General features: G+C 71.0%; 4 protein-coding genes. 3 read left to right on the top strand and 1 reads right to left on the bottom strand.

Translation table 11 applies throughout. The features are described from left to right. Positions 1 to 419 precede the first annotated feature (419 nt). Complete coding sequence (locus D180_RS16450) at positions 420 to 2,516, bottom strand: glycosyltransferase (protein WP_017913659.1); 2,097 nt, start codon at positions 2,514 to 2,516, stop codon at positions 420 to 422. 93 nt (positions 2,517 to 2,609) lie between these two features. Between D180_RS16450 and mrcB the strand changes: the two genes are divergently transcribed. The 3 genes from mrcB to D180_RS16435 form a co-directional block, all read left to right on the top strand. Then, a complete protein-coding gene (gene mrcB / locus D180_RS16445; protein ID WP_017913658.1) occupies positions 2,610 to 5,048 on the top strand; it encodes a penicillin-binding protein 1B in 2,439 nt (812 codons plus the stop codon). Between the two features lie 23 nt (positions 5,049 to 5,071). Beyond that, positions 5,072 to 5,593, top strand: a complete 522-nt coding sequence (locus tag D180_RS16440) for a tetratricopeptide repeat protein (RefSeq protein WP_010343249.1) — start codon at positions 5,072 to 5,074, stop codon at positions 5,591 to 5,593. A 161-nt stretch (positions 5,594 to 5,754) separates the two neighbouring features. Then, a partial coding sequence (locus D180_RS16435; RefSeq protein ID WP_017913657.1) for an ATP-dependent DNA helicase occupies positions 5,755 to 6,533 on the top strand: 779 nt, incomplete at its 3' end.

Below are 6,533 nucleotides of genomic sequence, written 5' to 3'. Positions count from 1 at the left end.
TGGCGACGCCTGGCGCAGCGCTGGCTGGCGGTCGGCGACGAGCGCCTGAGCGGCGGCGATGCCGCCTTCGCGCGGCAAGCGTTGCAGCGCGCCCGCGCGATCGATCCGGCGACCCCGGAGCTGGCCGCCTTCGAGCGTCGCTTGCGTAGCCTCAGTCCGGGGCGTTAGTGGGCGCAGTGAAGTGGGGGCTTCCCCAGGCTGATGGTGCGGCGCGTCGGGACTGAAGTCCCTCCCACAGGGGGTGTTGAGAGGTTCCGGCGATCGGTTGTATATCCGGGGCTGCGAGCGTCTTGGTTTGCAGTGCGCACGTGGGTGCGCGACAGCGCCTGCCGGGTGCCGGCCATAGCGGCGATGCTCGCAACACCATTGTGGGAGGGACTTCAGTCCCGACGCGATCGACGACGGTGCGCCAACGCGGCTCAGGCCAGGAACGCCTCGCGCACCGTGGCGCGGGCGGCGTCCAGCGAGAAGTGGGTTTCGATGTTGCGCAGGCCGTTGTCGGCCAGCCGCTGCCACAGCGCCGGATCGGCGTACAGCTGCGCGATGGCGTCGGCGAACGCGGCGGGGTCGTCGGCGATCAGCACGTCCTCGCCGTCGCGCAGATGCATGCCTTCCACCGCGCACGCGGTGGCCACCACCGGTTGGCCATGGGCCATGCTGAGGTTGACCTTGCCCTTGACCCCCGCGCCGAAGCGCAGCGGCGCCACTGCGATGCGCATGCCGTCCATGTAGGCGGCGATCTCGGGGACGTGGCCGAGCAGCTCGACGCCGGCGGTAGCCTCGCCGAGGCGGCGGATGTCCTCCGGCATGTCCGCACCGATGCAGTGGAAGCGCACCTCCGGCAGACGCGTGCGCACGGCAGGAAATACGTCCTGCAGGAACCAGCGCACCGCGTCCACGTTGGGCGCATGGCGGAAGCCGCCGACGAACACCAGGTCGCGGCGCTGCGCCCACGGCAGGCCGGGGCCGGCGACCTCGTGCAGGTTCGAGATCAGCGCCGTGCGCACCTGTGGCGCCTCGCGCTGCAACTGTTCGCGTTCGACCGCGCTGACCAGCACGGTCACGTCCACCTGCGCCATCACCTCCAGTTCGCGCGCGCGGGTGCGCTCGGCCTCGCGCAGCAGGCGCGCATCGCCGGCGAGTTCGGCGCCGCGGCGCTCGCGCAGGTAGTGCAGGTCCACGGTGTCGAACAGCCGCCGCGCCTGCGGCGCGAACCGGCGCAGCAGCGGCAAGCAGGCATGGGCGACGTGGTGGCGCACCAGCAGCACGCTGTGGAAGCGCGCGCCGTGCTGCTGCAGGAACCAGGTCAGGTTCTTCAGGTACGGCGCGTACCACACCTCCACGCCGAGCCGTTGCAGGGTCTCGCTATGGCGGCTGGCATAGCTGCGTTCGCTGGGCACGAACACCACGTGCGCGCCTTCCTCGAGCAGCAGGCGGATCAGGTTGAGCTGGCGCAGCGAGGCGGAATCGCGGTCAGGCTGCGGCAGCGCTTCGTCCAGGATCAGCACCTGGCGCTGCCGGCGATGCAGCAGCGCTGGCACCGGTACCTCGCCGGGTTGCAGGTGCTGCGCCAACGCCTCGGCCCACTTGCTGGCGAAGACCGCACGGTTGCGTACCTGGTAGGCCTTGATCCCGCTGCCGGTGTCGGTGCCGTTGCTGGTGCCCTCGTCGTGCACCACGCGGCTGGCCGGTTGCACCAGCGTGCGCAAGCCGGCGGCGCGTACCGCGAAGGCCAGGTCGGTGTCCTCGTAGTAGGCCGGCATGTAGCGCGTGTCGAAACCGCCCAGCGCCAGGAAGCGCGCGCGCTCGATCGCCAGCGCCGCGCCGCTGCCGTAGTCGACGTCGCGCAGGTAGGCGTAGCGCGGATCGTCGGGCGACTCGAAGCGGCCGTAGCTCCAGGCGCTGCCATCGGCGAAGACCACGCCGCCGGCATCCTGCAGGCGGCCGTCGGGATACAGCAGTTGCGCGCTGACCAGGCCGGCCTGCGGCAGCTGCGCGAACGTGTCCAGCAACGCGTCCAGCCAGCCCGGCTGCGGCACCGTGTCGTTGTTGAGGAACACCAGGTAGCGGCCCTGCGCGCGCGCCGCGCCGTCGTTGCAGGTGGCGATGAAGCCGCCGTTGCGCTCGCGCACGTGGTAGTGCAGGCCGACCACCTGCGGCAGCCACTGCGCCGTGTCGTCGCTGCTGCCGTCGTCGATCACCAGGATCTCGCAGGGTGCGGCCGGCGGATGCGCGGCCAGCGCGCGCAGGCAGGCGAGGGTATGCGCGACGTGGTTGTAGACCGGGATCACGATGCTGACCAGCGGCGCGGGACTGTTCGGCACCGCGAACGGCGCGAACGGCGCCGCGTCCACCGCGAACAGCGCGCGCTGCGGCGGCGGCAGCGGTTGCGCATGCACGCGCAGGCGCTCCCAGGTGCTGCGCCAGCCGCGCGTGCGCAGGCTGGTCAGGCCACGCCGGACCAGGCCGGCCAGGCGGTTCAGGGCGTAGCGCGCATTCGCCCACGACATCGACATCCGGTGCCACTCCAACTTAAACGAAGAGGCCGTCGCGCCGCGCTGCCCGCTGGGCTGCGCTAGACTCGGCGGAATTTACATTCTCGCATTCCCGTGCCCCGACGCTACGACGATCACGACACCGACGATCAGGACGACGCCCTGGACAGCCCCGCCGCCGTATGGCGCAGGCGCCTGCTCACCTGGGGCCTGGCCGCCGCCGCACTCGGCCTGGGCTTCCTGATTCCGTACACGGTCTATCTGAACAAACAGGTCACCCAGCGTTTCGGCGAACTGCGCTGGCAGATCCCCACCCGTGTGTACGCGCGGCCGCTGATACTGGCGCCGGACACGGCGATGGACCCACAGACGCTGAAGACCGAACTGGATGCGGCCAGCTATCGCGCCGACGCCGACGCCGGCGCCGAGCGTCCCGGCAGCTACCAGCAGGAAGGCAGCCGCTTCGTCATCGCCAGCCGCGGCTACATCGACGTCGACGGGCGGGTCGCGCCGCGGCGCATCGAGGTCGCGCTGGGCGGCGGCCGCGTGGTGGCGCTGCGCGATGCGCAGACGCGCAAGGCGCTCAAAGCCGCGCGGCTGGATCCGGCGCGCATCGCCACGCTGTACGGGCAGAAGCAGGAAGAGCGACGCCTGGTGCGCGTGGACGAGGTGCCGGAACTGCTGGTCACCGGCCTGCAGGCGGTCGAGGACCGCGACTTCAATTCGCACCACGGCATCGACCTCAGCGGCATGGTCCGCGCGGCCTGGGTGATGGTGCGCTCCGGCGGCAAGAGCCGGCAGGGCGCCAGCACCCTGACCCAGCAGCTGGCGCGCAGCGGCCTGCTCGGCATCGGCAAGGAACAGACGGTCACCCGCAAGTTCAACGAGATCCTGTACGCGCTGATCATGGAGGCGCGCTACGACAAGCGCACCATCCTGGAGGCGTATCTGAACCAGGTGTACCTGGGCCAGCGCGGCAGCCAGGCGGTGCATGGCGTGGCCTCGGGCGCGGAGTTCTGGTTCGGCCGCGAACTCGATGCGCTGGCGCCGGAGCAGGTGGCGCTGCTGATCGGCCTGGTCAAGGGGCCGTCCTACTACGACCCGCGGCGCTATCCCCAGCGCGCGCTGGACCGGCGCAACTTCGTGCTCGGCAAGCTGCGCGAGAGCGAGCTGATCGACGAGCCGACCTATCGCAAGGCACTGGCCGCGCCGCTGGGCGTGCCGGCCGAACCCGGCCTGGTCGCGGCCAACCGGTTCCCCGCCTATGTCGACCTGGTGCGGCGCCAGCTGGCACGCGATTACCCCGAAAGCGCGCTGCAGGGCGCCGGCCTGAGCGTGCTCACCGGCATGTCGCCGTCGGCGCAGGCCTATGCCGAGGGCGCGGTGACCCGCACCATCACTTCGCTGGAGACCAACAAGAAGCGCCCGCCGCTGCAGGCCGGCCTGGTGCTCACCGACACCCACAACGGCGAGGTGCTGGCGGTGGTCGGCAGCCGCGACGTGGCCCAGCCCGGTTTCAACCGCGCGATCGAGGCGCAGCGGCAGGTCGGCTCGCTGCTCAAGCCGTTCGTGTACCTGTTGGCGCTGGCGCAGCCGGACCGCTACTCGCTGGCCAGTTGGGTCGACGATACCCCGGTCACCGTGCAACTGGGCCGCGGCCGCACCTGGAGCCCGGGCAATTCCGATGGCCGCAGCCACGGCACGGTGCGCGTGGTCGATGCGCTTGCGCATTCCTACAACCAGGCCACGGTGCGCATCGGCATGCAGGTCGGGCCGGAGCGCGTGGCGCAACTGGTGAAGGTGCTGGCCGGCATCGAGGCCGAGGTCAATCCGTCGCTGATCCTCGGCGCGACCGACCAGAGCCCGTACGCGATGGCGCAGCTGTACCAGTTCCTGGCCTCCGGTGGCGAAATCCAGCCGCTGCATGCGGTGCGCGGCGTGCTCGATCCGCAGGGCAAGCTGCTCAAGCGCTACGACAAGACCCCGGCGCCGGCGCAGGAGGGCGACTCCATCGCCGCCAACCTGGTGGGCATGGCGCTGCAGCAGGTGGTCAGCAACGGCACCGCGCGGCAACTGCTCAGCGATGGGTTGGGCAAGCTGTCGCCGGCCGGCAAGACCGGCACCAGCAACGACGGCGTGGACAGCTGGTATGCCGGCTACACCGGCGACCACCTGGCGGTGATCTGGATCGGCAACGACCAGAACAAGCAGACCGGCCTGTATGGCGCCACCGGTGCGATGCGGGTGTGGTCGGGCATCTTCTCGCGGCTGCCGAGCGCGCCGCTGCAGGTGCAGGGCAAGGGCATCGACTGGCAGTGGATGGACCCGGTGGGGTACAACAGCACCGACGCGACCTGCCCCGGCGCGCGCCAGTTCCCGTTCGTGGTCGGCTTCGTGCCGGCGTATGCCGCGTGCACGCCGCCGCAGGCGCTGCCGGAAGACGCCGCGCCCGCCGAGGGCGAACACCAGGGCGGCGGCTGGCGCAGCTGGTTCGGCCTGGACAAGAAGAAAGACCCGCCTGCCGACGCGGCCGCGCCGCCGCCGGCGCATTGATTCCCGGATCCCGGATACCGCTCATGACCCCACGTCTTCCCGCCATCGCCGCTCTCAGCCTGCTGCTCGCCTCCTGCGTCAGCGCACCGCCGCCGCCGCCGCCGGCTGCGCCGGTGGACACCACCACGCCGGCGCAGCGCATCGCTGCGATCGACGCCAGCGGCGGTGCCGACGACACCGAACTGAGCGTGCAGCCGCTGCGCGATCCGGAAGTGGAGGATCTGCGCGAGAGCGCCAAGCGCAAGCGCAGCGCCGGCGACCTGGCCGGTGCCGCCGCGGCGCTCGACCAGGCGCTGAAGCTGGTGCCGGACGACCCGGCGCTGCTGCAGGACCGCGCCGAAGTGGCGCTGCTGCAGAAGGACGACGCGCAGGCCGAAGCCTTCGCCAAGCGCGCCATCGACCTCGGCTCGCAGACCGGCCCGCTGTGCCGCCGCCACTGGGCGACCATCGAACAGGCGCGCCTGGCCCGCGGGCAGAAGGAAAACGCCGCCTCGGCGCACGCGCAGATCGCGGGGTGCACAGTGCCGGGGATCAAGAGGTACTGAGGGTCGGGAATGGGGAGTCGGGAATGGGGAATGGGTAGAACTGCGTTTCTGGCGGCTCGTCCCCCTGGCGGCGTTCGGTTTTCCCGCTCTGCCGGCGGCAGTCACAGTGAGCGGGTAGCGCTGCTGCTCTAACCATTCCCTATTCCCGACTCCCCATTCCCATGTCGTTAGCCCACGCAAGCACCGAAGCCCTCAGCGAAGGCGGGGCGCTTGCGCGTCAGCTCGATGCGTTCGTGCCGCGGCCGGCGCAGTTGCGGTTGACTGCGGCGATCGCCGAGGCGTTCGAGCAGCGCGACGTGCTGCTGGCCGAGGCCGGCACCGGGACCGGCAAGACCTATGCGTACCTGGTGCCGGCGCTGCTGTCGGGGCTGAAGACCATCGTCTCCACCGGGACGCGCGCGCTGCAGGACCAGCTCTACCACCGCGATCTGCCGCGGGTGCGCGCGGCGCTGGGCGTGGGCCTGAGCAGCGCGCTGCTGAAGGGGCGCGCCAACTATCTGTGCAAGTACCGCCTGCAGCAGGCGCGCGGCGAGCCGCGCTTCACCGCGCGCGAGCATGTCGCGCAGTTCCAGCGCATCGTCGCCTGGAGCGGACGCACCCGCTTCGGCGACATCGCCGAGCTGGACGCGCTGGCCGACGATTCGCCGCTGCTGCCGCTGGTCACCTCCACCGTGGACAACTGCCTGGGCACCGAGTGCCCGTTCTGGGGCGAATGCTTCGTGGTGCAGGCGCGGCAACGCGCGCAGGCGGCCGACCTGGTGGTGGTCAACCACCACCTGCTGCTGGCCGATCTGGCGCTGAAGCAGGAGGGCTTCGGCGAAATCCTGCCCGGCGCGCAGGCCTTCGTGATCGACGAGGCGCACCAGTTGCCGGAGCTGGCGGCGAACTTCTTCGGCGAAGGTTTCGGCATGCGCCCGCTGCAGGAACTGGCGCGCGACTG

The sequence above is a fragment of the Xanthomonas sp. SHU 166 genome, assembly GCF_000364685.1.
GTDB classification, from domain to species: Bacteria; Pseudomonadota; Gammaproteobacteria; order Xanthomonadales; family Xanthomonadaceae; genus Xanthomonas_A; species Xanthomonas_A sontii.
Note: the sequence above shows the minus strand (reverse complement) of the source record. Positions and strands in the feature narration are given on the sequence as shown.